The 24,160-nt window shown below is 55.2% G+C and carries 22 protein-coding genes and 1 pseudogene; 13 read left to right on the top strand and 10 right to left on the bottom strand.

Features of this window, described 5'->3' with window-relative positions; genetic code table 11:
• Positions 1–91 precede the first annotated feature (91 nt).
• Complete coding sequence (locus ALTER154_RS10565) at positions 92–733, bottom strand: GNAT family N-acetyltransferase (RefSeq protein WP_160086847.1); 642 nt, start codon at positions 731–733, stop codon at positions 92–94.
• A 143-nt stretch (positions 734–876) separates the two neighbouring features.
• Here ALTER154_RS10565 and xthA point away from each other — a divergent pair, with 143 nt between their 5' ends.
• From xthA to ALTER154_RS10545, 4 genes are all read left to right on the top strand, one after another.
• Positions 877–1,692 carry an exodeoxyribonuclease III gene (xthA, locus tag ALTER154_RS10560; protein ID WP_160086845.1) on the top strand — a complete coding sequence of 272 codons (816 nt, stop codon included), beginning with the start codon at positions 877–879 and terminating at the stop codon, positions 1,690–1,692.
• Between the two features lie 104 nt (positions 1,693–1,796).
• Positions 1,797–3,179 (top strand): substrate-binding domain-containing protein, encoded by a 1,383-nt coding sequence (locus ALTER154_RS10555; protein WP_160086843.1) that lies wholly within the window; start codon positions 1,797–1,799, stop codon positions 3,177–3,179.
• Positions 3,180–3,289: 110 nt separating this feature from the next.
• Complete coding sequence (locus ALTER154_RS10550) at positions 3,290–4,039, top strand: ABC transporter substrate-binding protein (RefSeq protein ID WP_160086841.1); 750 nt, start codon at positions 3,290–3,292, stop codon at positions 4,037–4,039.
• A gap of 103 nt (positions 4,040–4,142) precedes the next feature.
• Positions 4,143–4,349, top strand: coding sequence for a hypothetical protein (locus ALTER154_RS10545; protein ID WP_160086839.1), 207 nt, complete (start codon positions 4,143–4,145; stop codon positions 4,347–4,349).
• Between the two features lie 176 nt (positions 4,350–4,525).
• Here the strand turns inward: ALTER154_RS10545 and ALTER154_RS10540 are convergent, their stop codons facing one another.
• Positions 4,526–5,755 carry an acyl-CoA dehydrogenase gene (locus ALTER154_RS10540; RefSeq protein WP_090253864.1) on the bottom strand — a complete coding sequence of 410 codons (1,230 nt, stop codon included), beginning with the start codon at positions 5,753–5,755 and terminating at the stop codon, positions 4,526–4,528.
• A gap of 158 nt (positions 5,756–5,913) precedes the next feature.
• On the opposite strand from ALTER154_RS10540, the gene ALTER154_RS10535 reads away from it, so the two are divergent.
• From ALTER154_RS10535 to ALTER154_RS10520, 4 genes and pseudogenes are all read left to right on the top strand, one after another.
• A complete protein-coding gene (locus ALTER154_RS10535) occupies positions 5,914–6,846 on the top strand; it encodes a LysR family transcriptional regulator (RefSeq protein WP_160086837.1) in 933 nt (310 codons plus the stop codon).
• Positions 6,846–7,196 (top strand): low molecular weight protein tyrosine phosphatase family protein, encoded by a 351-nt coding sequence (locus tag ALTER154_RS10530; protein ID WP_160086835.1) that lies wholly within the window; start codon positions 6,846–6,848, stop codon positions 7,194–7,196. Before ALTER154_RS10535 ends, ALTER154_RS10530 begins: the two co-directional genes overlap by 1 nt.
• A 145-nt stretch (positions 7,197–7,341) precedes the next feature.
• Positions 7,342–7,743, top strand: a complete 402-nt coding sequence (locus tag ALTER154_RS10525) for a MerR family DNA-binding transcriptional regulator (RefSeq protein WP_090253868.1) — start codon at positions 7,342–7,344, stop codon at positions 7,741–7,743.
• A gap of 29 nt (positions 7,744–7,772) precedes the next feature.
• Positions 7,773–8,532 (top strand): annotated as a pseudogene (locus ALTER154_RS10520) (acyl-CoA dehydrogenase family protein); the annotation flags it as partial.
• Between the two features lies 1 nt (position 8,533).
• On the opposite strand, the gene ALTER154_RS10515 reads toward ALTER154_RS10520, so the two are convergent.
• From ALTER154_RS10515 to ALTER154_RS10485, 7 genes are all read right to left on the bottom strand, one after another.
• Positions 8,534–8,946, bottom strand: a 413-nt coding sequence (locus tag ALTER154_RS10515; RefSeq protein ID WP_178126363.1) for an arginase family protein, incomplete at its 3' end; no start/stop codon positions are given.
• A gap of 51 nt (positions 8,947–8,997) precedes the next feature.
• Positions 8,998–9,162 carry a hypothetical protein gene (locus ALTER154_RS10510; RefSeq protein WP_160086832.1) on the bottom strand — a complete coding sequence of 55 codons (165 nt, stop codon included), beginning with the start codon at positions 9,160–9,162 and terminating at the stop codon, positions 8,998–9,000.
• Positions 9,163–9,447: 285 nt separating this feature from the next.
• The gene (locus ALTER154_RS10505; protein ID WP_160086830.1) at positions 9,448–10,377 is read right to left on the bottom strand and encodes a helix-turn-helix domain-containing protein; all 930 of its coding nucleotides are present in this window, start codon (positions 10,375–10,377) and stop codon (positions 9,448–9,450) included.
• A 698-nt stretch (positions 10,378–11,075) separates the two neighbouring features.
• Positions 11,076–11,510 carry a hypothetical protein gene (locus ALTER154_RS10500; protein ID WP_160086828.1) on the bottom strand — a complete coding sequence of 145 codons (435 nt, stop codon included), beginning with the start codon at positions 11,508–11,510 and terminating at the stop codon, positions 11,076–11,078.
• Between the two features lie 2 nt (positions 11,511–11,512).
• The gene (locus tag ALTER154_RS10495) at positions 11,513–13,564 is read right to left on the bottom strand and encodes an integrase (protein WP_160086826.1); all 2,052 of its coding nucleotides are present in this window, start codon (positions 13,562–13,564) and stop codon (positions 11,513–11,515) included.
• Positions 13,561–15,234 (bottom strand): site-specific integrase, encoded by a 1,674-nt coding sequence (locus ALTER154_RS10490; protein WP_160086824.1) that lies wholly within the window; start codon positions 15,232–15,234, stop codon positions 13,561–13,563. Before ALTER154_RS10490 ends, ALTER154_RS10495 begins: the two co-directional genes overlap by 4 nt.
• Positions 15,231–16,442, bottom strand: a complete 1,212-nt coding sequence (locus tag ALTER154_RS10485; protein ID WP_160086822.1) for a site-specific integrase — start codon at positions 16,440–16,442, stop codon at positions 15,231–15,233. Before ALTER154_RS10485 ends, ALTER154_RS10490 begins: the two co-directional genes overlap by 4 nt.
• A 124-nt stretch (positions 16,443–16,566) precedes the next feature.
• Here ALTER154_RS10485 and dnaQ point away from each other — a divergent pair, with 124 nt between their 5' ends.
• From dnaQ to nudC, 5 genes are all read left to right on the top strand, one after another.
• Positions 16,567–17,334 (top strand): DNA polymerase III subunit epsilon, encoded by a 768-nt coding sequence (gene dnaQ / locus ALTER154_RS10480; RefSeq protein WP_160086820.1) that lies wholly within the window; start codon positions 16,567–16,569, stop codon positions 17,332–17,334.
• A 128-nt stretch (positions 17,335–17,462) separates the two neighbouring features.
• Positions 17,463–19,721, top strand: coding sequence for an Orn/Lys/Arg decarboxylase N-terminal domain-containing protein (locus ALTER154_RS10475; RefSeq protein ID WP_160086818.1), 2,259 nt, complete (start codon positions 17,463–17,465; stop codon positions 19,719–19,721).
• Positions 19,722–19,958: 237 nt separating this feature from the next.
• Entirely contained in the window at positions 19,959–20,771 is an 813-nt protein-coding gene (locus tag ALTER154_RS10470) for a crotonase/enoyl-CoA hydratase family protein (protein WP_160086816.1), read from the top strand.
• Positions 20,772–20,821: 50 nt separating this feature from the next.
• Positions 20,822–22,501 (top strand): ferrous iron transporter B, encoded by a 1,680-nt coding sequence (locus tag ALTER154_RS10465; protein WP_160086814.1) that lies wholly within the window; start codon positions 20,822–20,824, stop codon positions 22,499–22,501.
• A 2-nt stretch (positions 22,502–22,503) separates the two neighbouring features.
• The gene (gene nudC, locus ALTER154_RS10460; protein ID WP_160086812.1) at positions 22,504–23,331 is read left to right on the top strand and encodes an NAD(+) diphosphatase; all 828 of its coding nucleotides are present in this window, start codon (positions 22,504–22,506) and stop codon (positions 23,329–23,331) included.
• Here the strand turns inward: nudC and ALTER154_RS10455 are convergent.
• Positions 23,299–24,084 (bottom strand): TSUP family transporter, encoded by a 786-nt coding sequence (locus ALTER154_RS10455; protein WP_160086810.1) that lies wholly within the window; start codon positions 24,082–24,084, stop codon positions 23,299–23,301. The two genes, nudC and ALTER154_RS10455, sit on opposite strands and share 33 nt — an antisense overlap.
• Between the last annotated feature and the right edge of the window lie 76 nt (positions 24,085–24,160).

The raw sequence follows: 24,160 nt of genomic DNA, 5'->3' as shown, positions 1-24,160 counted from the left end.
TGCTAGCACGAGCTCAGGGCCGACTTAGAGCACGAGTGCGGGCAAATAGTTGCGACTCGATGTGTCGGCAGACACACCGAGCAGGCCGTGATCAGGCACTGGCCTTGATTGCTAGTTGCGGACTTGGATGGAAGAAAACGTGCTCGATAATCGGGCCGATGGCCACCTCGCCGATTTCTTCGTACCCCTGGCGCTTGTAGAAATCCAGGTAATGCGAATTTCCGGTATCCAGCACCACGCCCTGAGAACTGGCGTCTTCGGCGCACCAGTTGTGCAGTGCTTCAAGCAGTTGCTCGCCAAGGTTTTTGCCCTGGTATTCCGGATGAATGCCCAGCAGCGGCAACACGTGGTAGGGCCCCGGCGGCAGGCAGGCGATCACTGCATCGTGGTATTCCAGATAGCGCTTGGTGCACCGGAAGCCGGTGGTCAGCAGCATGCGCATGCGCCAGCCCCAGCTTTCGGTGATGTCCATGCGCCGCTGTGGCGGAGCGATCAACGCCATGCCGATCAGTCGATCGTCGATAAGCAAGCCAATCGCCGGCAGGTCTTCGGCAAAGTGCTGCTGCACCAGCTCACGTACCGTGGCGCGCACGCGCTGGTCATAGCCTGGCCGCTCGGCTTCAAACAGGTAGGCAAAGGTGGGGTCGTGACGATAGGCGTGATACAGCAGCGAGCGTGCTTCGCGGGCATAGCCGCCATCGAGCATACGTACTTCGGCGAGACTGTTGGGCATCGAATTGACCTCTGTTGTTCTTGATTTACTGGGCCTGCAGCCACGTTAGCACCGCGCACCCTGCGCCGCCACAGGCTGGTCGGAAGGGCCGCTAATCGGCTAGCATCGCGGGCTTTCCAGAGCCACAGCCAGGACTGCCGCCCATGAAGATCGTCTCCTTCAATATCAACGGCCTGCGTGCACGCCCGCATCAACTGGCAGCATTGATCGAGAAACACCAGCCGGATGTGATCGGCCTGCAGGAAACCAAAGTTGCCGACGAGCAGTTCCCCGAGGCGGATATCCGTGAGCTCGGCTACCACGTGCACTACCATGGCCAGAAAGGCCATTACGGTGTCGCCCTACTCTCGCGCCAGGAACCACTGAGCCTGCACAAGGGCTTTCCCGGCGACGCCGAAGACGCGCAGCGACGTTTTATCTACGGCACCTTCGCCGATGCCCAAGGTAACCCGGTGACGGTGATGAACGGCTACTTTCCGCAAGGCGAAAGCCGCGACCATCCGACCAAGTTCCCGGCAAAACAGCGTTTCTATGCCGACCTGCAACAGCTGCTGCTGAGCCAGTTCAGCCCTGAGCAAGCGCTGGTGGTGATGGGTGATATCAATATTTCGCCGGAAGACTGCGACATCGGCATTGGTGAGCCTAATCGTCTGCGCTGGCTGAAAACCGGCAAATGCAGCTTTCTGCCAGAAGAGCGCGAGTGGCTGGCCACCCTAAAGAACTGGGGCCTGGTTGACAGCTTCCGCCACCTCAACCCCACAGTGAATGACCGTTTCAGTTGGTTTGATTACCGCAGCCGGGGTTTTGAGGATGAACCCAAGCGCGGTCTGCGCATCGACGTGATTCTCGCCTCTCAGGCTTTGCAGGCGCGGATCAAGGACGCCGGCGTCGACTACGACCTGCGCGGCATGGAAAAGCCATCGGACCATGCCCCCATCTGGCTTGAATTGGCTCAGTAAGCCTGCAATAGAGCCTTCATATAGATAAGTGACTGTCATATTGCAGTCACTTTTTTGTCTTATCGTCGCGGCACTTTCACTCACCCATATAAGGTGTTTGCCGCATGCTGCGCGCCTCCTCTGCCTTCGAACGTGACACCTGGATTCGCACCATCAGCTTTTTGCTGCTCGGCTCCATCTGCTACGCCCTGCCCTGGTCAGTATTTGCCGCCCTGCCAGTTCCAAGCGACAACGGCAGCGTATTGCGCATACAGGGCTCAAACACCATTGGTGCGCGGCTGGGCCCGGCATTGGTCAAAGGCCTGCTCGAGGAACAAGGCCTGAGCGCAATCCGCATCGAAGCAGGCAATGCAGAAAACGAGCAGACAATCATCGGCAAAACCACCGATGGCCGCAGTGTGAGCATCGAAGTAGCGGCCCATGGTTCGGGCACTGGGTTTACCTCACTGGCCGACGGCAGTGCTGAACTGGCGGCCTCTTCCCGGCCGATCAAAGACAGTGAAGCCACTAGCCTGCTGAACTTGGGCGACCTGAAAAGCGCCAGCGCCGAGCAGATCATCGCCCTCGATGGCCTGGCTATTATCCTGCACCCGAATAACCCGCTGGGGGCGCTGAACACGGCACAACTGGCACAGATATTCGCTGGCGAGATCAGCAACTGGTCGCAACTCGGCGCTCCGGCTGGCGCCATCACCCTGTACGCCCGGGATGATAAATCCGGCACCTTCGACACGTTCAAGGAGCTGGTGCTGAGCGCCAACGGCAAAGCCTTGGCGGCCAGCGCCAAACGCTTTGAGTCGAGTGAAAAACTCTCAGACGCAGTCAGCCAGGACCCTAATGGCATCGGCTTTATTGGTCTGCCGTATATCCGCCAGGCCAAAGCGCTGGCGATTGCCGCGGGTGATTCGCAACCCATGCTGCCAAGCCTGACCCTGATCGCCACCGAGGATTACCCGCTGTCGCGACGGTTGTTCTTCTACAACCAGCCAGAGTTGAGCAACCCTTGGGGACGCGCTCTGGTGCAGTTTGCTCATAGTCCGCGCGGCCAGGCGATCGTTGAACAGAGCGGATTTATTGCGCAGACCGTTCAAGCGGTAAAAATCCCCGTAAACCCGCAGATGCCGGCGAATTACCAAGAGCTGGCCGAGAATGCGCAACGTCTGTCGGTAAACTTCCGTTTTCAGGAAGGCAGCGCCACTCTCGACAATAAAGCCCTGCGTGATCTCAACCGGCTGATGACCTACCTAAACGAGCAGAACAAACTGCGCGATAAAGTGGTGCTGGTTGGGTTTGGCGATACCAAAGCTGATACCGCCCGCGCTGAACTGCTGTCGAAACTGCGCGCCATGGCAGTGCGCCGTGAACTGAACAAAGGTGGCGTGATCTTCCGCGACATCATCGGCCTGGGTGATGAGCTGCCAGTGGCCGCCAACAGCGGTGATGACGGGCGGATCAAGAACCGCCGGGTAGAAGTCTGGGTTTATTAAGCCTGGCTCAGCCCCGGCGTTGTTTGCAGGTATTGCTGCATTAGGCAGTGATTAACAACGCCGAGTGGCTAAGCTGAACAAACTTTCTCGCCTCTACTTGAGGTTCTGCCATGCTCGCTACACCTCTGCGGTTGATCCTGCTACTGGCACTGCTGGTCGTACAAACCGTCCAGGCCGAGGTGTTCCGCGTGTTTGGCGCACACGATGGCTTCCCCAAATACTTTGAGGAGGATGGTGAGGCCAAGGGCATTGTCGTGGACATCAGTAAACACTGCCTGAACCAGATGCAGGTGCCCTACCAGATCCAGCTGCTGCCATGGAAACGCGCATACACCATGGCCGAACGCAGCGAAGGCGGCGTAATTGGTTTGTCGATCAGTGATGAGCGCCTGGCTCTGTTCGATTTTTCCGAAGCAATTTTCACCGAACATATCGTGCTGGTGGTGCAGAAAGGCCGCGAGTTTGCCTACCAGAACATCACTGACCTGAAAGACAAGCTGATCGGCGCCACTATCGGCACCAGCTATGGCACTGCCTATGACGAAGCCGTGGCTAACGGCACCCTGACCATCGTCGGCTTCAATGACACTCGCAGCGGTCTGGGCATGCTGCAGCGCGGGCGCATTGATGCGATCCTGGTCGGCTCCAGCGTTGATATCAGCCGGCTCGCCCAGAGCTGGCCTGGCTTGCAGCCCGATGCCTTCACAACGTTGCCAGTGCCGTTCAAGAGTGACAGCAAACACATGGGCATCGCCAAAACACTGAAGATGGGCTGGTTCCTCGAGCAGTTCAATCAGTGCCTGAAGAATGGCCACGAGACGGGCATTTTTGCCCCAATCATCTACCAATACAGCAACTAAATCGCCCGCTCAGGTGCTTGCCAAGTTTGCTGCGAGGGCCTAATGCTTAGGCCATGTCTGTGGTGATTTTCGAGATACACAGCCTTTCAGGAGCATTGATCGTTTGAGCTCACCGAGCATCGTTATCGAGCCGCTGGCGCAGCGCGGCAAGCTGCGTTGGCAAGTGCGCATGGGCCGACGCAGCCTGATCTTCCATCAGGAGCAGGCCGCTCGTGCCTTCGCTGCGCAAATGCATATGCGTTTGCTCTGGCTGCAAGAGCATGCCAACCCAGATGATGAGTTCGCCCCGCCGGGCAAATCGTACGAATAACCTGTGCTTTCTTTGCTAAGGGCTTTAGCCGCGATACGTTCACGATCAATCGCGGCTAAAGGCCTTCCCACATAGCCTGACAAACAACTACAGAGCATGCCTAAAACAGCACTGCCCACAATGCACAAGGCCCGCAATTGCGGGCCTTGTGCGTTTTCAGTGACGTGCCCAGCGCCTTAGCGGCTGGCTTTCATCACATCCTTGGACACGTACTTGCCGATCTCGAACTTGCCGATCGCCGCGCGATGCACTTCGTCCGGGCCGTCAGCCAGACGCAGGGTGCGCTGCATGGCGTACCAGTAGGCCAGCGGGAAGTCGTTGGAAACCCCAGCGCCGCCGTGAATCTGGATGGCGCGGTCAATCACTTTCAGCGCCACGTTCGGTGCGACCACCTTGATCTGGGCGATCTCACTGGCGGCAATCTTGTTACCCACGGTGTCCATCATGTACGCCGCGTTCAGCGTCAGCAGACGTGCCATGTTGATTTCCATGCGCGAGTCGGCGATGTGATCAATGTTGCCGCCCAGACGCGCCAGCGGTTTGCCAAAGGCGGTGCGGCTGATGGAGCGCTCGCACATCAACTTCAGTGCGCGCTCGGCCATGCCGATGGAGCGCATGCAGTGGTGAATACGGCCTGGGCCAAGGCGACCCTGGGCAATTTCGAAGCCACGGCCCTCACCCAGCAGCACGTTTTCGTAAGGTACACGGACGTTTTCGAACAGTACTTCGGCATGGCCGTGCGGTGCATCGTCGTAACCGAACACCGGCAGCGGACGCAGCACTTTCACGCCGGGGGCGTCCATCGGCACCAGAATCATCGAGTGCTGTGCATGGCGCGGGCCATCCGGATTGGTCAGGCCCATGAAGATCATGATTTTGCAGCGCGGGTCGCAAGCGCCCGATGTCCACCATTTGCGGCCGTTGATCACCCACTCATCGCCCTGGCGCACGGCGCTGGCCTGCATATTGGTGGCATCGGAGGACGCTACACCGGGCTCGGTCATGGCGAAGGCGGAACGGATGGTGCCGTCCAGCAGCGGCTTGAGCCACTGCTCTTTCTGCGCTTCGTTGGCATAGCGCACCAACACTTCCATGTTGCCGGTATCCGGCGCAGCGCAGTTGAACGGCTCGGCACCGATCAACGAGCTGCCCATGATTTCCGCCAGCGGCGCGTATTCAGTGTTGGTCAGGCCGGCACCCAGCTCGGACTCCGGCAGAAACAGGTTCCACAGGCCTTCGGCTTTAGCCTTGGCTTTCAACTCTTCCATGATCGCAGTGGGCTGCCAGCGATCGCCTTCATTGACCTGCTGCTCGAACACGGCTTCGGCTGGATAGACATGGGTCTCCATAAACGCGGTGACGCGCTCACGCAGCTGCTGAACCTTGGGGGAGTAGGCGAAATCCATGATGGCTACCTTCTGACGCTGATTTTTGGGGAATTCGGTGAAGTGGAAATGATGCTAGAACAGGGCTTAGGATTTATCTAATCTATTCTCGCTGTGTATAAACATTCATCACCGATATATGATCCACTGATACCGACAACCTGCGGAGCGAGCGTGTAATGAATCTGAACAAGGTCGACCTCAACCTCTTTGTCGTCTTCGATGCCATCTACACCGAGGCCAATCTAACCCGCGCCGGACAGATCGTCGGTATTACCCAGCCCGCCGTCTCCAACGCTCTGGCTCGCCTGCGGGAAACCTTCAATGACCCGCTGTTTGTACGCACCGCCCAAGGGATGGTGCCTACGCCAATGGCGCAGAACATCATCGGCCCGGTGCGCAACGCGCTGCAGCAACTGCGCATTTCCGTGCAGGAAAGCCGCATCTTCAACCCGGCGCAGGCCAACAAGACCTTCCGCATCAGCATGACTGACCTCACCGAGGCCATCATCCTGCCGCCGCTGTTCCAGCGCCTGCGCCGCATGGCACCTAACGTAAACATTGAAAGCATGCTCGCGCGGCGCCGCGAAACCACCAAGGAGCTGGCTGCTGGCCGCCTGGATTTTGCGGTGGACGCACCACTTAACACTGATCCCCAGGTGCGCCACGTCAAGCTGATGGAAGACCGTTACGTCTGCGCCCTGCGCCGTGGCCATCCGCTGACCAAAGACAAGATCAGCCTCGACGAATACATGGGCCTGACCCATATCCATATTTCCAGCCGGCGCAGTGGTTTGGGGCACGTTGACTTGGCTCTGGGCCGCATGGGCATCCAGCGCAAGATTGCCCTGCGCTCGCAGCATTACCTGATGGCCACCACTGTGCTGCAGAGCACAGACATGGCCATGACCGTGCCAGAGCGCTTTGCCCGTCGCAATGACCTGCATTTTGTCGAGTTGCCGATCAAGGACATGACGCCACTGGAAACCCACCTGTACTGGCACGAAAGCACCGATCAAGATCCAGCCAATCGCTGGATGCGCGAACAGATCATCGAAATTGCCCAGCAAGCGATTGCCTTGGAGAAAAAAGCCGAGAAGGCTCAGGCCTGATGCCATTGGCCAGCACGCGTACGCCACTGCGGGTGCTGTTTATCTGCGCCAAGAACCGCTTGCGCAGCCCCACCGCCGAAAAGATTTTCGCCAATTGGCCTGGGGTAGAAACCGCCTCGGCTGGGGTTAACCGCGATGCTGACAACCCGGTCAGCCCCGAACTGCTCGAGTGGGCCGAGTTGATCCTGGTGATGGAAAGCCGCCATCGGCGCAAACTGGCGGAAAAGTTTCGCCGCCAGCTTGGTAACAAGCCCATCTACAACCTGAATATCCCCGACGATTACGCGTATATGGACCCCGCGCTGGTAAACGTGCTGCAACAACGCGTACCTCCCTACCTTTCTAGATAAGCGCCGTAAGCCTTTATCGAATAACAGTTTTCAGCCCATAAATCCGCATCAGGTTTGATCAACCCAATCACGCAGCATGCGCTCTGGTTGACTACAGACGCTCACAGGCTTACGTTAACGTAAAGGTAAACAAGAGCGCTGCTGCATGTCCGCCACCACCTACTCCATTTCCGAACTGGCCCGCGAGTTGGATATCACCACCCGCGCCATTCGTTTCTATGAAGAACAGCAGATGCTCAGTCCCGAGCGTCGCGGTCAGGAGCGCATCTACACCGCCAAGGACAAGGTCACCCTCAAGCTGATCCTGCGCGGCAAGCGCATCGGCTTTTCCCTGGCCGAGTGCAAGGAACTTATCGAGCTGTACGACCCGGTGCACGGCAATCACAAGCAGCTGCATACCTTTATGGCCAAGATCGCCGAGCGCCGCGCCCAGCTGCAGCAGCAACTGCTGGACATCGAACAGATGCAGCTTGAGCTGGATACCGCCGAAGAGCGCTGCCTGGCGGCTTTAGCTGAAACTGATAAAAAACAAACCGTCATCTCCTGAACTTAATTCGAACAATTACAGGTGGAACCATGAGCTACCCATCCCTCAACTTCGGTCTCGGCGAGACCATCGATATGCTGCGCGACTCGGTGTATCAGTTCTCACAAGCCGAACTGGCCCCGCGTGCCGCGCAGATCGACCGCGACAACGAGTTCCCCATGGACATGTGGCGCAAGTTCGGCGACATGGGCCTGCTCGGCATGAGCGTGGAAGAGGAATACGGCGGCACTAACATGGGTTACCTGGCGCATGTGGTGGCGATGGAAGAGATCAGCCGCGCGTCGGCCTCGGTAGGTCTGTCCTACGGCGCGCACTCCAACCTGTGCCTCAATCAGATCCGCAAAAACGGCACCCACGAGCAGAAGACCAAGTACCTGCCCAAGCTGTGCTCCGGCGAACACGTCGGCGCCCTGGCCATGAGCGAGCCGAACGCCGGTTCTGACGTGGTATCGATGAAGCTGCGCGCCGAGAAGCGCGGCGACCGCTACGTGCTCAACGGCAACAAGATGTGGATCACCAACGGTCCCGACGCCCACACCTACGTGATCTACGCCAAAACCGACATCAGCGCCGGCTCACGCGGCATGACCGCGTTTATCGTCGAGCGCGACTACAAGGGCTTCTCCCGCCACCAGAAGCTCGACAAGCTGGGCATGCGCGGCTCCAACACCTGCGAACTGGTGTTCGAGGATTGTGAAGTACCAGAAGAGAACATCCTCGGCGTCGAAGGCGGCGGTGTGCGCGTACTGATGAGTGGCCTGGACTACGAGCGCACCGTGCTCTCCGGCGNTTGCCCATGACCATTGCATGCGCATGCTGGAAATCTTTGGGTGTTATGACATCCGGATGGGCATCGACCCAGAGAACTGCCAACTCCCCGTCATACCGTTCGTTGAGGTAAGCGAAAGGTGCCAAGTCGACCAAACAGTCTCCCCCTAGGATCACCATCCGGTCAGGCTGATGCTTTTGGATAAGGTGCTGCGCATGTGCTAGCTGCTCTAGTAATGCACTGCGAGCTACAATGCCGTTTTCAACCTCCAGCGTTTGACCATCAGGTTTCGCTACATGTACTTCCTCAACCGGGCCATTTGTCTCTGGAGCGAGCCAAGACAGTAGTTGGGCGCCGAAGAAATACGGGACATTGTTGCCGCCTTGCCATTGAGGAAAAAGCAAACGAAGGGTTTTATTGGAATTGCTAGCCATTGAGTTACCACCTTGTGGGCAGAAGTTGGAATGAGGATTTTTCAGCGCCCATCAGGCGGGAGAAGCTAATTTTGGTTTGGTCGATTCGGAAGCCTCGGCAGCGACGATTGAGAGGATGACGAGTACCAACGCAAAGCCATCACTTACCCGAAGATGCTCTCCAAAAAACAAAATTGAGAAGAACGATGCCGCCAAGGGAATAATGGCAACTGCCATTCCTGTCGCACTGGCGGGTAGGATTTTGCTCCATAGCATCCTTGGCTATGAGATAGCTGATCCCGGTCAGGGTGTAGCTCAGCAAAACGTAAAGTAGTCTCGGCTCATAACAGACCTCGATTTCCGTTATGGCAGCTACAAAGTGATTCCGATATCAATTGTTCGGCGTTCAGCCGACGATTTTATGAATGAGCAGGGCTATGCAGTGCAGCCTCACTTTAAGGCTTGAGAGGAGGGGGGGCTTTGCTGTGAGTGACACATGCTGTGCTCAACTTGCCAAGTTGATTAGCTCTGACGCATCAGTTGCTGGGGGGTTATTCCGTAGGCTTGTTTGAAAGCTCGGCTGAAATGAGAAAGGTTGGTGAAGCCGAAGCTCAACGCCACCTCACTTACCTGGCTGAATTTACCGTTCAGTAACGCGTCATGACATGCGGACAATCGCTGGAGCCATAACCAGCGGTTGATCGTTGTGCCCTCTGGTGCAAACAAGCGGTTTAGCGTTCGTGGAGATATATGAACAGCTTGAGAAATGGTTTCAGCTGTAAGGTTGGGCTGGCTGAGGTTGGCAAGGAGGAATTTCTTGACCCGCATTAGCTGTCGATTGCGATGGCAAGATTGCTCCTCTACCGCAGAGCCATAAGCCGCCTCAAACGCTGTTGATAGCACATCAAGCAGAGCAGTGTTCACGCGCTCGTTTTGGGCGTCTGACTGCACTTGCGCGCTCCAGATCTCCATCAACATGGATTTAGCGAGGCTACCCAGTGGGGACTGGTTGTCTAACGTGCGGCTCAAGAATCGCTCAACGTATGGGATACGGTTCTGGAGAAGCATGCGAGGCACCGCAAGCACCATCTGATCGTCGCCAGTGGGCAGAGTGCAAGTGTAGGGGCGGGCGCTATCAAACAGTACGATATCCCCGGGCCGCTGCTGCGAGACCCTGCCGGATTGACTTACATAAGCGACGGGGCATAGTGAAAGCGCGATGAAATAGTGATCACTATTGTCATCTTTCAGGCCTCGCTCATACTCGATGGGGTGTGACTGGATTCTGCTGAACGTCACCCCACCTTTGACTTTGACCTCTAGAGACCCATCGAACGGCTCATCTGTAAGCTTGCGGTTAATTGTCGGGGCATATGTTGAACACACAACATCCTGCCAGTAATCGAAGCGTTCTTTGGGCAGCAGGGAGCATGTCGGATAAACGATAGCCATTTCTTACCTGCCGTAGCCAAGCCTGACGATTTAGATACCCCACATTACCAGCAGCTACTCGGCGAATGCCATGCGCGTGGTCGGATGCGAAGATCAGCAGGCTATCAGTGAAATGAAGTATGCCCTGACCCATTCTGCGGCACCAACGCCGACTCTATCTGTAAGCAATCCTGTGATCGCTGAATCGTGAATCGCTCCTGATTTAGTAGACATCGCCATGCATTTCGACGGGCTGATTGAATCGTCCCCGATTTAGTAGATACCTCCAAGCCTCAACGGAGGCCTGCTAAGCCGCAGCGGAACAGTCCGCTTTTGGCCGATTCCGTTGAAAAAGTCCCGTCGCGATTTTTGCTCATGAAAGAGTATTAGAGACGTTGAAATCTGGTTCACTCAGAAGCCGAAGCTGTCTTGGTTTTCACGTAACAACGTCGAAATCGAGCGATTTTTGTGCTGCCGAAAAGCAGCGCTCTCAAAAACCGACTTTTTCAACAGAATCGGCCGTTTTCTGCCAGTCAATCGGTACAGCCTAGCGGTCAGGTCGAATGCAATCGCTGGTCAGGGCCAATGCAACTGACTGGTCAGTTGGGTACAATTACGCACTATGAGCTGCTCCTGCTCTTAGTGGGTGTTTTGCCGGCTTGTGCCTATAGCGGAAGCCCGCAACGGAGTGCGATGGGGCGAATGAATGTGCAGTAACGCTAGGTATATTGCCTGGGAGACGGTTCGTGGATCGTCGGCAGTGGGGCCATTAGCCGCTCGCGTGAAAGGCCCGCGATGGTTGCGTTGTAGATTAGACGATTAGCAACTTCAGCCATTTTGGAAAGCTCGGTCCTTAGCAAGTCATTTTCTTCTTGTAGGCGCGAAATTCTCTTCATGGCTTCTAAAGTGCTACGCGGTTTCGGCATACCACTCTGCTTTCGATGTTCTGCTTTGATCTGTTCCTTTCTTGCTTTGTAAGCGACCTTGATACTTGGTTTTTTGTCGAGAGCTTGACGGGTCGGTGGCTTATCCCACTCCAGCACATCCTGTGCGCCGATACAAATTGCGTTCCAATCTAAAGCATGGCCATCTGGCCAATGGCGAATCATCTGTGCAATTTTCTTTTCATGCAGCACTGTGATCGTTTTGGGCATGGTCAAGACTTCCAAAGTAAATCAAGACAGGAAAGTAGGCATTCGCCATAGCTAACTCCTAGATCGCTTCTTGAAATCAGCTTTACGCCCGCCGCTTCTGCTTTCTCAGAAACCAAAGCCCCCTCATGGTTGAAGTCAGTTCCTATCATTTCAATTGGGCTTCCATTAGGAATGGATGGGTTGTTCATGATCGCTATCAATTGATCAAGTCGCTCAATTTGTGGGCCTGCTATTTCGGTCCAGCGCGATGCGGAGCGCTCTCCGCTAGCAATAGCCGTCAAGGCTGAATTATATGCCCTTGAAAGATTTTCTCTGTCAGAAATTACACTGCCGATCGCGATCTTGTCCCCCTTGCACATTAAAAGCTCTGAGCAGTTGAGGCAGTCGGCAAATTTATTGCAGGGGCCTGCTCGCCAACTTCGTCGACAAATACCATATCTGCTGCGATGGTACGGGCCTTGGCCATACATGTTAATTTGTTCGTCAGTGATCGGCTCTAGTGGATCTTGTGGTTGGAGTGTACCTAGTAAGCGTGCACCTTTTTGGCCCGTGTCTGCCGGATCATCGTTGAGATAAGTTCTAGTTTGTTTGGTGGTTGCGCGACTACTCCATTCGGTGAGCATTTCTATGGAAACGCAATTGGCCCGTCCAAGTCGATTGAGAAAGTGACGAAGGCTATGAGATTTAAGCGAGGCCGGTTCATAGCCATGCCGAGCAAAAAAATTGGAAGCTTCACTGCCGCTTGTTGTTTGAAATCTTTTGGAGTAATTGTCCTTTGTAAATGGCCTTAGTAGTACTGGGCAGGTGTCGCTGAGCAACGAAAGCTGGTTGCTGCGGAAGCAAAACAGAGATTCACTCATTTTAAGCGGTGGACGACTTGAATTGTCGAGTTTCTCTTGATATGGGAAGTTTGGGTTGTATTCTCTATGTGCCTTCAGCACTAATTTCCACAGAGAATTCAGTGTGAAGCCTTTTAAAGAGGCGCTCCCTGTGTTGTTTTTTATAAAACTGGTGCATCCGCTAATTTTTGTGAAGCCAAGTGCCTGAGCTATCTGTTCGGCGGTCAGTGTCTGATCGTCAGGAACATTCGGGCAAGTGGGGTGGCGATAAAATTTTTTCGGAGAGGTTTCCATATATCTTGCGAGGTGACGCCCATCCTCTGTTATTTTTATAAGTCGCTGAATGGCCTCAGTTGTAGCTTCTGATATGGTCAAAGGAATTGCTTTGCGATCAAATTCGCCAAGCTTTGGCACCCAATACGACAAATAGTGTTGTATCTGTCCATTTTTGTCTGTTGCACTGTTAAGGCAGCTGGGGCGGAGGCGTAAAGTCTCACTTACTCTTATTGGTGCGCTTATAAGGATTGCGGTTGTGCTTGTTGTCATCGTGTCTAGATCTTCAAGAACTTCACTTGCTCCGTGGGAAAATACCTCTGCAATAATAAGCAGGCTGTCTTGATTGGGTAGCTTTTTGGCCTTGGTAATAATGTCAGCGCTTGAGCCGTTCTCAGCCTCATAACCATGCGCGCCAACATAAGGATGTCTCCAGAAGGTGGGGTCTGTTGTAAGAATGCCTAGGGAATGTAGTGTCTTCAGGGCGCTATGCATATTTGTGCAGAGGGCTTGGCGGGATTTAACCGGCCTGACAATTTCTACTGCAATATCCCAGTGTTGCTGTCCGAATTTAGTTATTTCAGGTATCGACATATTTTTGCGTAAAGCTAGCTCTATAATACGTAGTGATCTGATGTCGTAGCCGTGAGTTTTCGCAGGGGTAGTGGAGTGCCTATAGCGAATATAGGCCTTCGCAAGATCAATGAATTCTGGATGCATCAACTGATCGGAAGTGGGAGTGACGGTTGAATGTAACGTGGAGTTTTCATAGTTGATGAAGCGCAATGTTATGCTTGAGGATGGCCAACAGGTGCTTTCCCATGAAAAGCCATCCAATTTTGACCAAAGCGTTAAGTTGTTACGGGCGTGAGTAATGAATCTTATAAGATTCTGAGTGGCGGATAAGTTTCGCTTGGGAGTGAATTGTGTAGGGAGGCTCATTCGGCGATCTTCAATTCAATTTTTCGAGCACTGCAGCGTGAAATGCAGCTTCTCACCGCAAAAATATCTGCTGACAAGTCGATGGGTATGAGTAAATTTCTCTGTCCGCCAATTCTTAATGCGCTCTCTTCTGTAGTTTGCCTAGTTAGGAGCGCTGTAAGCACCTCTTCGTGAGGTGCATTTACAAGTGGTTCAAAATACTTACAGCGGTAGCAGGGGATAGGTATCGATGTCGTAGCGCAGAAACTAAATTTTCCGCAGCGGCCGACATCTTTCAGTTTGCCTTCACTGGCGAACTCGAGCTTGCTAGATGGATCATCTGCTCTCGTGGCTTGATGCTCGCTATCAATTAATGACCCCATGAAAGCCATGGCTAGGGGCGCAAGAGCGGGCGCCATGGCTTCGTCAATTTTTCTGGCTGTCTCGGCGGGATCGTTATAGTACGATCTCAATGCACTTCCGGTTGTATGACCAAGCCAGTGAGATAGTATGTGTGGAAGCACTCCCTTTCTGGCTAGCTGTCGCGCTCTGGTATGACGAAGCCTTATAGCGCTAACAACTAGTTCTTTGCCGGTTCTGTGGCTAATTGGAGGGGTTGGAGCTAGTATATGGGTTCTGCTTTCGGGGCCAAAAATGCAGGCTGGGGTGTTGTACCGAAGGGCTATTACATTGACAAGCCTTCGAGAACGGAGGTGAAATATTTCACTGCTCAAGTTCTCCATGATGTCAAGTTTGTAGTGCCCCTTTATTGTCTTTTGCGCTTCTTCTAGTCGACTAAAGCAGTTGAAAAGAGGAAGATTTTTAACCTGGGCCTCTGTCAGTGTGATGTCAAAAAAATAATCATATAATTTCTTGATTTCAGAAAGTTGAATTTGACACAGGTCCCAAAGGTGATCGGCCAGCGGGTGGGGTTCAGATTTGCTATCTCGGAAGTTGAATTCGGCTTCAGCATCTTTGGCTCCTGGGAAGTCGATAATTCGTCCAATCAATCCGTCGCTGTCCGATCCATCGCTCTCGCGTACGTCGCAGCACTTAAGATTCGCTAGCTGAATGGGGCGCCTAGCGAACTGCAGAGAAAGCAGTCTTATAAGGGTTACTTGAGTCCCACATTTCCCCTTGTCGTAGTCGCTCCATACCATGCTTAATAAAGCTTCATATTCTGTTTCGGTGAGCCAACTCACCTCAGGATCATCTGAGAGCACATTGCGTGGTGCTGTGGGGCTGGCTGCGCTGTCATTTAAAAACCGTATGCAGTCATGTGTAATGAGATCTGGTGACAGGTGTCTAATGTGCAAGAAAAAATCTGCAATGATCTTCTTTGCTCCTCGAAATGCCTTGCGGTCCAGAGCCATTGAAATCCATTGCAAGCTGAATGGGGTGGTGGTGTTTTGTTCTAGAGTGGTTCTCAATATCGAAAATAAATTTTGGTAGGTGACTTTGGCGTAGTTTCCTTGTTTGCTGAAGCTGACTGCGGATAATTTAAATTTGATTCTGGATTGCTTGTCAAGCTTCAGCAGTGCTGCGCTCATATCGACTCTGCCGCCGCCAGCAAGTATTATTATATCCTCACTCCAATAAAAGTGATCTTTTGTATGAGATGGGCGTTCGGTTCTTTCTAGATCGAGGATAGTGGAGCTTGATGCCTCATTTGTCGAAGAATGCTCGCTCATTGCTTGGGCCTCGCTGTATCTGATGCGATTTTAATACTTATTTCTTGTGATTTTTCTCGAATGTGGCGTTGGTTGTAGATTTTAGACATGCTAGATCCAGTAACCCAGCCCATCAACTGTTCTCTGTATGTGCATTCCTCTTGGTAGGAAAGACCCTGTGCATCTGCTATCTCGGAAAATCTATAGTTCCAGTCGTGGCGAAATAAATGGGGGTGGATTAATTTTAGTATGGGAAATATGTGCTTTAGATGCGCTAGGCCGCAGTCGAAGGCTGATTTGGTTAATGCTTTTCCTTGATTTCGACCTCCTCTGTGAACAATGAATAGGAAGTCTTCGCTCGAAAATCCAACCCCGTTGATTTCTGCTCGCCAGTTGTCTCTATAGTTTTTAATTTGCACCTCTAGTGCCTCTGTTATTGGAAGTCTTCGGCCTAGGGTTTTTGCTACTGGTTGATTAATGCGGGTGTCAAATTCGTCGTGATGATTGCGCTCAATATCCAAGTACGCACTATCACCTCCGCAGGCTTCAACAAAATTTCCAAGCTTTAGCCCGAGTAGTTCGCCGACGCGCATGCCTGTGTCATAAAGTATCCGAAGCATTACTATATTGCGTAACCTTGGTCCATAGTCTTGTAGGTTAAGAGTGAGCTTGAATGGTGTGCTAAAGAGTTCGAATAGTTGATTTCTTGCATGTTCCTTTAAGCTAGTTGCGAGAATTCGCTTTTTATTTGCTGATTTTGACCCTGTCTTACGCCTTTTTTTTTCCTTAAGCATTTGGCTTTGTTCATTTATCGCTAGCGTTACGGCGGGGGAATTTTTTTCGGTAATGACTTCTTGTGCGAGCCAGCGGATGTAGTTTTCGGTGTGTGCGAGATAAATGTTGAACTTGGCATTGCTGATTACGCTGCCCTTCGATCCAGATTTTCTGGCTCTTAAGTGATTTGTTAGGTCGTCTATTTGCCCCGTACTAAGGAACTTGCGCTTGTGAAAACTCAAGGCCAAGTCAAGGTTGTTTTTTGACTCCCACTCACATACGAGGCGGATCGCCGATAGGTAGGCTTTCTGTGTTTCATGTGTGCTGCCAGGTCGGACCCAACGTGCGATGAAGGCGGTGGGATAGAAAAGCGGAAAGCCAGGTGCTTCAGCCTCGTAGAGCTGTGAGAACCTTTCACCATCGCTAGCAACGAAGGATTTGATTGTGTAATTCATGGCTAATTTACAAAGAGGCGTACTTGGATAGTAGTGTTTCTGCTGTTTACACTTTGTCAGCTTGGTTCACGGCGGAATCCTTCAGCATGTTAAGATTCTGCGCACCTTAAACGGTAGACCATTGATGACAATTTACAAGAATCCTACGAACCGCGTGGTAGTACTCGATACCGAAACCACCGGTATGCCGGTGGCCGATGGTCACCGGATCATCGAAATCGGCTGTGTTGAACTGATCGGCCGGCGTCTGACCGGGCGGCACTTTCACGTTTACCTGCAGCCTGATCGCGAAATCGACGAAGGCGCGATTGCGGTGCACGGCATCACCAACGACTTTGTCAAAGACAAGCCGCGCTTCAAGGAGGTCGCCGATGAGTTCTTCGAATTCATCAAGGGCGCGCAGCTGATCATTCATAACGCAGCGTTCGACGTTGGCTTTATCAACAACGAATTTGCCCTGATCAAGCAGGACGATCGCGCCGATATCAGCGAGCATTGCTCGATCCTCGACACCCTGATGATGGCCCGCGAGCGCCATCCAGGGCAGCGCAACAACCTCGATGCCCTGTGCAAACGCTATGGCGTTGATAACTCTGGTCGTGATCTGCACGGCGCTTTGCTCGACGCCGAGATTCTGGCTGACGTCTACCTGACCATGACTGGTGGACAGACCAATCTGTCCCTGGCTGGCGATGGCTCGGAAGGCGACAGCAATGGCCGTCAGCAGCCCAGTGCGATCCGCCGCCTACCTGCTGAGCGCGCGCGTACGCGGGTGATCCAGGCCAGCGCTGCTGAGCTTGCTGAGCACGCGGCGCGTCTGGCGATCATCGAAAAATCTGCAGGTGCGCCGCCGCTCTGGGTGCAAATGGAGCAGCCCAAGGCTGAGGTGTAGGAACGTCGCGAGTTATCCACTCGCGACCTTTTCGTACAGCGTCACGCAGAGGGGGTTCCGCCTGGCGGAGCCAGCCTCTACCCTGAGGCGATAGGCAGGCTCAGCCTGTCACACTCAGGGACGCCACAATGTATAAAGACCTCAAGTTCCCCGTCCTGATCGTGCACCGTGACATCAAGGCCGATACCGTGGCCGGTGACCGGGTGCGCGCCATCGCCCAAGAACTGGAGCAGGACGGCTTCAGCATTCTGTCTACCGCCAGCTCCGCCGAGGGGCGCATCGTCGCTTCCACGCACCACGGCCTGGCCTGCATTCTGGTAGCCGCCGAAGGTGCGGGTGAAAACAAGAACCTGCTGCAGGACATGGTTGAACTGATCCGCATCGCTCGCCGTCGTGCGCCACAGTTGCCGATTTTTGCCCTCGGTGAGCAGGTGACCATCGAGAATGCGCCGGCCGAGGCCATGGTGGACCTCAATCAGTTGCGCGGCATCCTCTATCTGTTCGAAGACACCGTGCCGTTCCTGGCCCGCCAGGTGGCCCGCGCGGCGCGCAATTATCTGGATTGCCTGTTGCCGCCATTCTTCAAGGCGCTGGTGCAGCACACGGCGCAATCCAACTATTCCTGGCACACGCCCGGCCATGGCGGTGGTGTGGCCTATCGCAAGAGCCCGGTGGGGCAGGCGTTTCACCAGTTCTTCGGCGAAAACACCCTGCGTTCCGACCTCTCGGTGTCGGTGCCGGAGCTGGGTTCGTTGCTCGATCACACTGGCCCGCTCGCCGAGGCTGAAGCCCGCGCGGCGCGTAACTTTGGCGCCGATCACACCTATTTCGTGATCAACGGCACCTCGACGGCAAACAAAATCGTCTGGCACAGCATGGTCGGCCGGGATGACCTGGTGCTGGTGGATCGCAACTGCCATAAGTCGATCCTCCATTCGATCATCATGACTGGCGCGATTCCGCTGTACCTGTGCCCAGAGCGCAACGAGCTGGGCATCATCGGGCCGATTCCGCTGAGCGAATTCAGCCGTGAATCGATCCAGGCCAAGATCGATGCCAGCCCACTGGCACGCGGTCGTGTGCCGAGCAGCAGCGGGGCGATGGTCAAGCTGGTGGTGGTGACCAACTCGACCTACGACGGCCTTTGCTACAACGCAGAATTGATCAAGCAGACCCTGGGCAACAGCGTTGAAGTGCTGCATTTCGACGAGGCCTGGTATGCCTATGCAGCATTTCATGAGTTCTATGCCGGGCGTTACGGCATGGGCACCGCACGTACCGAAGCAGCGCCGCTGGTGTTTACCACGCACTCCACCCACAAATTGCTGGCCGCATTCAGCCAGGCTTCGATGATTCATGTGCAGGATGGCGGTGTGCGCCAATTGGATCGGGATCGCTTCAACGAAGCCTTTATGATGCACATCTCCACCTCGCCGCAGTACGGCATCATCGCCTCGCTGGATGTGGCTTCGGCGATGATGGAAGGCCCGGCAGGGCGTTCACTGATTCAGGAAACCTTCGATGAGGCCCTGAGTTTCCGCCGCGCCCTGGCCAACCTACGGCAGAACCTAAGTGCTGATGATTGGTGGTTTAGTATCTGGCAGCCGGCCAAAGCCGAAGGCACCGATGATGTGGTGACTCAGTATTGGCTGCTGCAACCACAAGCCGACTGGCACGGTTTTGGTGAGGTGGCAGAAGACTATGTGCTGCTTGACCCGATCAAAGTCACGTTGGTCACGCCTGGGCTGACCGCCGACGGCAAGCTGGACGAGCGGGGCATTCCGGCTGCTGTGGTCAGTAAGTTCCTCTGGGAGCGTGGCTTGGTGGTGGAGAAGACCGGTCTGTATTCCTTCCTGGTGCTGTTCTCTATGGGCATTACCAAAGGCAAGTGGAGCACGCTGCTGACCGAGTTGCTGGAGTTCAAGCGCAGCTATGACGCCAACTTGCCGTTAAGCGATGTATTGCCGTCTATCGCTCAGGCTGGCAAGGCGTTTTATCAGGACATGGGGCTGCGTGACCTGTGTGATGCGCTGCATGCCTGCTACCGCGAAAACGCCACGGCCAAGGCGCTCAAGCGCATGTACACGGTACTGCCGGAAGTGGCGATCAAACCCGCTGATGCCTACAACCAACTGGTACGCGGGGAAGTCGAGGCGGTGCCAATTGAGCAGCTTGAGGGGCGGATTGCTGCGGTGATGCTGGTGCCCTATCCGCCAGGTATTCCGCTGATCATGCCAGGCGAGCGTTTTACTGCGCAGACGCGTTCGATCATCGATTACTTGGCCTTTGCCCGTACCTTTGACCGCAGTTTCCCTGGTTTCGATGCCGATGTGCACGGCCTGCAGCGTGAGAATGGCGTCTACACCGTGGACTGCATCAAGGCCTGATCCTGCTCTGGCCTGTACCTTTGCCCGGCGGCACCAGCGATATGCGCTGGTTTGCCGCCAGTCTTTCTCAGTAGATCAAGCGCTTATCGCCGATAAGTAAAAATTGAGCTTAACTTTGATGACGTGGCCTGCGTCACAGTGGCCAGCATCGACATTTGTCGGTTGGTTGTTATAGTTGCTCGATTTTTACCCTAATAAGATTCTACGCGCTCCGCGCCCTTGCTGAGGATGACTGCCGTGTCCGACTACAAAGCCTTTAATGTCGAGTTGGCAGATAAGGTCGCCCACGTGGTGATTAACCGCCCAGAAAAAGTCAACGCGATGAATGCGGACTTCTGGCGCGAGATTATCGAGATCTTCCGCTGGATTGATGACACCGATGAGGTGCGTGCGGTGGTGATCTCCGGCGCGGGCAAACATTTCTCCTCCGGCATTGACCTGATGATGCTCGCGTCGATTGGCAGCCAGCTGGGTTCGGATGTCGGTCGCAATGCCGAAAAGCTGCGGCGCAAGATTCTTGAACTGCAAGCCTCGTTCAACGCTGTAGACAATTGCCGTAAACCGGTGCTTGCAGCCATTCAAGGCTACTGCCTGGGCGGCGCGATTGATCTGATTTCGGCCTGCGACATGCGATACTCGACGGTCGATGCGCAGTTCTCGATCAAGGAAATCGACATTGGCATGGCCGCCGACGTGGGTACCTTGCAGCGTCTGCCGCGCATCATTGGTGATGGCATGATGCGCGAGCTGGCCTTTACCGGCCGCACCATTGAGGGTGAGGAGGCACGCAGCATTGGCCTGGTCAATCGTACCTATGCCGATGTCGATGCCTTGCTTGAGGGCGTGATGGGTATTGCCCGTGAGATAGCCAGCAAGTCGCCGGTCGCCATCCGTGGCACCAAGGAAATGATTCGCTACATGCGCGATCACCGCGTCGATGATGGCCTGGAATATATCGCCACCTGGAACGCCGCCATGCTGCAATCTGCCGATCTGCGGGTGGCCATGGCCGCTCATATGAGCAAGCAGAAGCCGGAGTTTGCCGACTGATGTTGCCCTTCCACCTGTCTTTTTTCCTAACGCGGGAGGCGCAATAGCTCATGGTTTCTGGAGCCACGTCGCTTAATCTGGTGCGCGATGAGTTGTTTGCCACTATGGAAGAGGCCGAGTCGAGCCTCGAACACTTTATTGCCGACCGTCACAACGGCAGTCTGTTGCAACAGGCCGTGGAAAACCTGCATCAGGTACGCGGCACGCTGAATCTGATTGAACTAGCCGGTGCCGAGTTACTGGCCCAGGAAGTGCTGGATCAGGCCACTGATATTCCCGCCGGTGCCGGCGAAGAGCGCGATGCGCAGCTTTCCGCCCTGAGCAACGCATTGCATGTGCTGCGCCGTTATCTGGAAAACGTTGAAGCCCACCGTCAAGAAATGCCTGAGCTGTTGCTGCCGGCGATCAATGATCTCCGTCTGGCTGGCGGTCAGGCCGCCTTGCCAGAAAGCTTTTTCTTTAGCGTGCGCCTAGACCACGCCCGCCCGCGCACCTCGCCGCCCTCGGTTGATGGCGCTGCCCGTGAGAGCGAAGCGCGTCGTTTACGCCATATGTATCAAGTGGGGCTGCTGGGCTTTATCCGTGAGCAGAACCCGCAAGCCAGTCTCAAATTGATGGGGCGTGCACTGAGTCGTCTCGATAGCTTGTTTGCTAACGAGCCGCGCGGTCGCCTGTGCTGGGTTGGTGCAGCGGCTGTTGAGGCGCAGGTCGACGGTCAGCTGCTGGCGCGCAAGTCGCGCAAACAGCTGTTTTCGCGAATTGACCGCGAGCTCAAGCAACTCTTCGTCAATGGGCAATACGAAGCGCCTCGTGGGTTACTCAAAGAGTTGCTCTACTTGGTGGCCCTGGCCGACAGTCGTGGGCCGCAAGCGACCGCCCTGAGTGAAGTGTTCGGTTTGACGCCGTTACCCTTTACCGATCACCTGCTGGAAGAGGAATACCAGCGCCTGGCAGGTCCCGGGCAGGCCGTAATGCGCTCGCTGAGCTCGGCGATCCGTGAGGAGCTCAACAGCGTCAAGGATATGCTCGACCTGATCGAGCGCGGCACCCTGCAAAGTGACAGTCTCAATAGCTTGCATGCCCTGCTTGGTAAGTTGAGTAAGACCTTGGGTATGGTTGGCCTCAGTTCGGCTGGCAACTCCCTAAACGCTCAACTGCAGACTGTCGCCAGCTGGAGCGAGGAGAGTGCGCCTCAACCGCAGGAGCTGCATAAACTGGCCGATGCGGTGCTGTACGTCGAAGGTATGGTTGCCAGTCTGGATCGCGGCGAGCGCCGTGAAGTAAGACCCACGCAGGCTCAGCCTGGCGAAGAAGCTGACTCCTTTGCGCTGCACCAGCTCAATGAGGCCCGTATTGTGGTGGTCGACGAGGCCCAAGCCGGGCTGGCTCTGGCCAAGCGGGCAATTACCGCCTACCTCGAATCGGGCGGCGAGCGCATGCATCTGTCGAATGTTCCGTTCAGTTTGCAAGCCGTTCGTGGTGGCCTGTGGTTCCTTGGTCAGGAACGCGCTGCCCAGCTGGTCGGTGCGTGCGCCGATTACATTCAACAGCATATGTTTGACGCGCCGCACATGCCGTCCGAGCAGATGTTGGAAACCCTTGCCGATGCCCTTAGCAGCCTTGAGTACTACCTCGAAGCCGGGGCGGTGATGCGTCCGGAAACCCAGCCCAGCGTGCTTGATCTCGCGGCAGAAAGCGTGCGTGCCCTGGGCATGCCGCTGGAGGTGTGAGCATGCTCCGCTGGCAGCCTACACTGCTTGACAGCCAGCAACCTGGTGGCTGGGCGGTTGTGCACTGCAAACAGCATTTTCTAGCAGACAGTAACGGTGTGCTGTTTCCCCGTGAGTGGTTGAAAAAGCAGGATTTACCGATCATCGCAGAGCATGGCTTAGGCCACTTTGATGGCGACGCTGTTTATCTGCTGGAGTTGAGTCAGCCATTCGACATGCCGGGCTGCGCCTGGCAGAACCTTCGCCAATTTATGCTGCAAGGCGATGCCGATACCTTCAAGTTGCTCAGCTACGCCACCCAGATTGGCACTTGGGCCAGTCAGCATCGTTTCTGTGGCAGCTGTGGTGGATCGATGCAACATATGCCGGGCGAACGCGCGATGCACTGCGTACGCTGTGAGCTGCATCATTACCCGCGGCTTTCACCCAGCATGATTGTGCTGGTTACTCGCGGCGATGAGGTTCTGCTGGCGCGTTCGCCGCGCTTTGTGTCCGGGGTTTACAGCACTCTGGCAGGCTTCGTGGAGGCGGGGGAGTCGGTCGAGCATTGCGTAGCCCGTGAGGTACGCGAAGAGGTCGGGGTCGAGATCAAGAACCTGCAGTACCTGGGTAGCCAGGGTTGGCCGTTTCCGCATTCGCTGATGCTGGGCTTCCATGCTGAATACGCCAGTGGCGATATCGTCATGCAGGTCGATGAAATCGAGGATGCGCAGTGGTTCAGTGTGCATGACCTGCCGCCACTGCCGGCTTCGCGTTCGATTGCCCGTTATCTGATCGACGTCTATGTAGCGCGCCGCCTAGGCCAGCCCGAACCAGTGCTGCCAGGCTAAGCGCACGGTCAACGCCAAGACCACCAGGATAAATACCGGGCGGATAAACTTCGATCCGCCCTTGATCGCGGTGCGTGCCCCGAGAAACGCCCCGACCATCAACGCCAACCCCATGCAGATACCCAGCAGCCAGGCCACTTGTCCGCTGATGATAAACACGGTCAGGGCGCAGATATTGCTGACGAAGTTCATGCTGCGCGCCACGCCGCTGGCTTTGACCAGGTCGAGCGGGTAGAGCAGCAGGCTGCTTACTGTCCAGAAGGCGCCCGTACCAGGGCCTGCAACCCCATCATAGAAACCCAGGCTGAGGCTTTGTGGCCACTGCCGGCCTTTGGCAATCGGCGCTTCGGCAAGCAGCGGCGCATCCGGAGTTTTGCCAAACAGCAGGTACAGGCCGCAGCCAAATACCACGGCGGGAAGCAGCTGGTTCAACCACTCCGACGGCAGCCATTGCGCCATCGCGGCGCCCAGAAGCGCGCCGACGGCCGTGCCAATCAACGCGTTGCGCCATTGAACGGGGTCAAACAATTTGCGTCGGTAGAAGGTGTAGCTGGCGGCGGCCGCGCCAAAGGTCGAGCTGAGTTTGTTGGTGCCCAGAGCCAGGTGCGGCGGCAGGCCGGCCGTCAGCAGCGCCGGGATGGTCAGTAGGCCGCCACCGCCGGCAATTGCATCGATAAAGCCAGCAATAAACGCGACCATGGCGAGAATTGCCAGTGTGCTTAGATCAACGCTGAGTTCAAACGGGAAAGCCATTTAAAAACACGTCCTGTGTCTAATTGTGGTGTTCTCTGGCTGTTCTATAGCCAGTTAGCTGCGCATAATGCCGGCA

Source organism: Pseudomonas sp. 9AZ (genome assembly GCF_902506525.1).
Taxonomy (GTDB): Bacteria; Pseudomonadota; Gammaproteobacteria; order Pseudomonadales; family Pseudomonadaceae; genus Aquipseudomonas; species Aquipseudomonas peli.
The sequence above is the reverse complement of the archived record's forward strand: the minus strand, read 5'-3'. Positions and strand labels throughout refer to the sequence as shown.

Bases quoted from the DNA above. Each gene is read 5' to 3' on its own strand.
- ALTER154_RS10565 (WP_160086847.1), bottom strand. From the start codon at position 733: ATGCCCAACAGTCTCGCCGAAGTACGTATGCTCGATGGCGGCTATGCC.
- ALTER154_RS10525 (WP_090253868.1), top strand. From the start codon at position 7,342: ATGTCCGCCACCACCTACTCCATTTCCGAACTGGCCCGCGAGTTGGAT.
- ALTER154_RS10505 (WP_160086830.1), bottom strand. From the start codon at position 10,377: ATGGCTATCGTTTATCCGACATGCTCCCTGCTGCCCAAAGAACGCTTC.
- ALTER154_RS10455 (WP_160086810.1), bottom strand. From the start codon at position 24,084: ATGGCTTTCCCGTTTGAACTCAGCGTTGATCTAAGCACACTGGCAATT.
- ALTER154_RS10550 (WP_160086841.1), top strand. From the start codon at position 3,290: ATGCTCGCTACACCTCTGCGGTTGATCCTGCTACTGGCACTGCTGGTC.
- ALTER154_RS10530 (WP_160086835.1), top strand. From the start codon at position 6,846: ATGCCATTGGCCAGCACGCGTACGCCACTGCGGGTGCTGTTTATCTGC.
- ALTER154_RS10490 (WP_160086824.1), bottom strand. From the start codon at position 15,234: ATGAGCGAGCATTCTTCGACAAATGAGGCATCAAGCTCCACTATCCTC.
- nudC (WP_160086812.1), top strand. From the start codon at position 22,504: ATGCTCCGCTGGCAGCCTACACTGCTTGACAGCCAGCAACCTGGTGGC.
- ALTER154_RS10495 (WP_160086826.1), bottom strand. From the start codon at position 13,564: ATGAGCCTCCCTACACAATTCACTCCCAAGCGAAACTTATCCGCCACT.
- ALTER154_RS10535 (WP_160086837.1), top strand. From the start codon at position 5,914: ATGAATCTGAACAAGGTCGACCTCAACCTCTTTGTCGTCTTCGATGCC.
- dnaQ (WP_160086820.1), top strand. From the start codon at position 16,567: ATGACAATTTACAAGAATCCTACGAACCGCGTGGTAGTACTCGATACC.
- ALTER154_RS10540 (WP_090253864.1), bottom strand. From the start codon at position 5,755: ATGGATTTCGCCTACTCCCCCAAGGTTCAGCAGCTGCGTGAGCGCGTC.
- ALTER154_RS10510 (WP_160086832.1), bottom strand. From the start codon at position 9,162: ATGGCAGTTGCCATTATTCCCTTGGCGGCATCGTTCTTCTCAATTTTG.
- ALTER154_RS10475 (WP_160086818.1), top strand. From the start codon at position 17,463: ATGTATAAAGACCTCAAGTTCCCCGTCCTGATCGTGCACCGTGACATC.
- xthA (WP_160086845.1), top strand. From the start codon at position 877: ATGAAGATCGTCTCCTTCAATATCAACGGCCTGCGTGCACGCCCGCAT.
- ALTER154_RS10555 (WP_160086843.1), top strand. From the start codon at position 1,797: ATGCTGCGCGCCTCCTCTGCCTTCGAACGTGACACCTGGATTCGCACC.
- ALTER154_RS10485 (WP_160086822.1), bottom strand. From the start codon at position 16,442: ATGAATTACACAATCAAATCCTTCGTTGCTAGCGATGGTGAAAGGTTC.
- ALTER154_RS10465 (WP_160086814.1), top strand. From the start codon at position 20,822: ATGGTTTCTGGAGCCACGTCGCTTAATCTGGTGCGCGATGAGTTGTTT.
- ALTER154_RS10500 (WP_160086828.1), bottom strand. From the start codon at position 11,510: ATGCCCAAAACGATCACAGTGCTGCATGAAAAGAAAATTGCACAGATG.